Annotated in this window: 4 protein-coding genes; 2 read left to right on the plus strand and 2 right to left on the minus strand. The window is 54.2% G+C overall.

The window, feature by feature from the left end:
- Window positions 1–5: 5 nt before the first annotated feature.
- Complete coding sequence (locus ACXJ5O_RS22325; protein WP_457301809.1) at window positions 6–194, plus strand: class I SAM-dependent methyltransferase; 189 nt, start codon at window positions 6–8, stop codon at window positions 192–194.
- Window positions 195–998: 804 nt separating this feature from the next.
- Window positions 999–1,379, plus strand: coding sequence for a hypothetical protein (locus ACXJ5O_RS22330; RefSeq protein WP_457301806.1), 381 nt, complete (start codon window positions 999–1,001; stop codon window positions 1,377–1,379).
- A 296-nt stretch (window positions 1,380–1,675) separates the two neighbouring features.
- Here ACXJ5O_RS22330 and ACXJ5O_RS22335 read toward each other — a convergent pair whose 3' ends face one another.
- Both ACXJ5O_RS22335 and ACXJ5O_RS22340 read right to left on the minus strand, forming a co-directional pair.
- Window positions 1,676–1,897, minus strand: coding sequence for a hypothetical protein (locus ACXJ5O_RS22335; protein ID WP_457301807.1), 222 nt, complete (start codon window positions 1,895–1,897; stop codon window positions 1,676–1,678).
- Between the two features lie 42 nt (window positions 1,898–1,939).
- Window positions 1,940–2,911: a dienelactone hydrolase family protein gene (locus ACXJ5O_RS22340; protein WP_457301808.1), complete on the minus strand. Its 972-nt coding sequence runs from the start codon at window positions 2,909–2,911 to the stop codon at window positions 1,940–1,942.
- Between the last annotated feature and the right edge of the window lie 421 nt (window positions 2,912–3,332).

Genomic DNA, 3,332 nt, shown 5'->3' on the forward strand with positions numbered 1-3,332 from the left:
CCTTGTTGGCATGGCATAAGCGGTTTGAAGCCGCTTGGCCTGCGCTCGCTTCGAGATACGGCGATCGCTTTTATCGTATGTGGCGGTATTATCTGTTGTGTATGGCTGGGTGCTTCCGTGCTCGTCAGATCCAGCTTTGGCAGATCATCCTTTCTCCATCCGGAGTCTCAGGCGGGTACCAGCGGCATACCTAGCTCGGCATTGTCATTCCTACAATCCGACTGATTGCAAATAGTAAAACAGTAAATCGATCACACGGCTTGGATAATCGTTAATACCATAACTCGTGCAGGTTTACTCGGCCGCGAGGGCGCATTGCTTTGCCACAGGCCAGCAAACGAAAGTATGACTTTTACAAACCAACGCACTACCCACCCGCACGTTTGTATGATGGATCATGCGCCGTTGCCTCGTTACCATATGGAAACGAGTTGCGAAGGAGTGGCCGCCATGAAGGTCAGTTCAATACTTGATCATCCTATTCTGCATGACCGTTGCAGCTTCAGCGACGAAGCTCCGTCGGCAGCACCTGCCTGTTACCGATCCTATTATTCCGGAAGCCGTACGTTTCTGGCTCACCAACGCTTCCGCCTCTCTCTGATGAAACATCTTTAAGATCGAGGCGGTCGCCCCAGGCACAAGGATAACGTTATGAAAAAGCTCGATGCGATCTTGATAACGCTGCTTCTGGTGGGGTCGGCCGCAAGAGTGACATTGGCGTTTACTACAGGTGATGTATTCGCCCTAAATTGAGTTTCACCTGTGGTGTGATGGCGTTTTTTTGCTCTTGACGATTGCTTCTCTAACGAAGTAATTCACGACCTCTCACACGTAATTTACTTATCGTTATCTTGAACCACATCAACTATATCATAAATCAGTTTAGCAAGCCGGGAACCGCCGACGATGGATATCGATATTCATCATGACGCGAYGGAACCAGACGGACTTGCAGTAGAGGGCGACGACCTTGCCCTCAAGTTCAGGAGACGCTCAACATGCGCTCTTTAGTATTACGTACGGCATTGGCCGCCTTGCTTATCACCACACCGTTCGCATCCGCTTTTGCACGCGGCGGTGGCATGGGTGGAGGCCATGGCGGCGGCATGGGTGGAGGCTTTCATTCGGGCCAGTCTCTCGATAGTTCCATGGGCAGCGTGAACTCGGGCCAGTCCATTGGCGGCTCCCGCTTGAACTCTACCGGGAACACCGATCAGGACTCGGTTGGCGACTTCAGGCAAGATTTTGACGGCATTCGTTTGCCGCGGCCCGATGCCGGCACCCGAGTTCGGTCGTTTAGGTCGGGATCGAGGATGGACATGAATTCAGTGGACCAATCAACTGCCACTCCGGGTAATACCGCTATCAGGGTGCGCTAGCCAGATTGGACGCCATAAAGAGAGCGCTCTCTTTCTGGCTCCGCTGGAACTACGTAGGAAATCAACCAAGCCATAACCTTTGTCGTTCCTGAGAGGCGATGTCCGCAGCTCGTCTCGCCCAACGTCATCGTATGTCGCGCCGGGGTGCTCGTCCGGCCGGACAGCAATCTAGCCCACTTTCGCTTTACGAGAGATCGAGATTCTCGGCGATGGAGAGCACGCCGTAGCCACCGAATTCTTGATCGGTTTTGGAGGGCGAGAGAATATCGAAACGCAATAGGAAGCATCCCAGGGAACTAGGGGGAAATCGGAATCTCTTCCGACGGCTCATCAAGCGTCCCTGGGTGGTCTTCTGTTTCGTCGTCGTCAAGGGAAGGGTCGGTCTTCAGGTTGCTGATCATCTGACGACAGTGGTATGTCACGTACTCTGCGATTTCTGTGTAAACGCCGGATTTGAAATCGGACGCTTCCATTTCCTTCACGACACCCGGTAGCGCCTTAAGGGTCGCCGCCGACAACTCTGCTAGCTCAGGCCGCTTCGTAGTCGGTGAAAATGGTAATCAGTTAAGTCGGAACACTTCGGTTAATAACTGCTTCACCGCTGCCTGCGCAGCTTCAGCTGCAACTTTGTCGTAACGCTCGGTCGAGCCGAGTTCCATGCAAGCGTCGTCGGAGGTGAACGGCTTATTCGTAGCGACGTTGAGTATCTTCCCGTCTTCTTCACGGCGCTGGCAATTGCGCGATGTCTGCGCCATTGAGTTGGGCACCGACTTGGGTTCGTCAAACCCGTGGTACGCGCCGGGATACTCGGTCATGACAGCATCCTTCCCGGCAGCATTGAGGCGCGCGATGTAGTGACGGCAGGGCGCAGCCAGGGTCTGATCGTCGGCGGAGCCGTGGAATTCGCGGATTGGTGCGTCGGCAACGTCGAGTTCATCGATGAATTGAATGTTGCATGCACCATAGAAGGCAAGATGTGCAGCGATGCGCGTTTTGGTCGGCCCATGGGCGTTTTGAAAGCGTCGCAGGGAGGTATAGAGCGCCGTAGTGCCTCCGCTTGAGTAGCCTAATACAGCAATCCGCGACGGATCGATGCGCGGGTGAGCAGCGAGAACGTCGACGGCGCGATAGGTGTCGTAAAATCGCGTGACAAAGCTTAGCCGGGTCTGATCTGTCATAAGGTTGACTACGCCGCGTCCGCCGAAACTGTCGAGACGGAACGTGGCAATCCCCATTTTGTTGAGTAAGGCGGCCCATCGGGCTCCGATGCTGCTCACAGGTCCAGAGTTGCCGTGCAGAATCACGACAGCAGGTAGTTTCTCGTCCCAATTGGGAAATCTAAGCTCTCCCGTCAGAGTGACGGGAACGCCGCCTGCGGTATCTCCCTTCAGAAACTGCTCGTCAGTAAGGGTGAGGGAGGGAACATTCAATTTCTCGTCCGGAGGAAATTTCGGGCGAGTTTCCTCGGCGTTTCCGCTAACAGCAAACAACGCAATTGAAAGACTGAAGACGATTGCGATTGAGAGTCTCATGGCAAGCACCTCCCGCGCTCGCAACAGACAACTTAGCACGTTTTGGCAGTGAGCCATATGATCGCAATCTATGGCGAGGGTCCGGCTCGTGCGAAAGTCGGAGACAAATGGGGCCCGGCGGCTCGGTCGCCGCCATATTCTTAATGTATCACAACATCAACGCGTTATGTCGACCTGTCCGCGTTGCGCCAATGGTCATCGCGTTGACTCCACCATCAGGTTGAGCATTCTGATATGTGTGATGGCCAACCGTCGGTTCCTGTGTGAAACTAACTGTGCCTTGCATCGGCCGCTAGCCTTCACCGCTTTCTGTGGTAATTTGCAGCTGTTCGCTACTCTCATTGGGGAACAAGATCGTCCGGTGAATTTCTGATCGCGGTAGTTGTCGTACTAGCGGTTTTTCAGTCCAAGCACATGCGTG

The sequence above is a fragment of the Phyllobacterium sp. P5_D12 genome (assembly GCF_054049495.1).

Bases quoted from the DNA above. Each gene is read 5' to 3' on its own strand.
- ACXJ5O_RS22330 (WP_457301806.1), top strand. From the start codon at position 999: ATGCGCTCTTTAGTATTACGTACGGCATTGGCCGCCTTGCTTATCACC.
- ACXJ5O_RS22340 (WP_457301808.1), bottom strand. From the start codon at position 2,911: ATGAGACTCTCAATCGCAATCGTCTTCAGTCTTTCAATTGCGTTGTTT.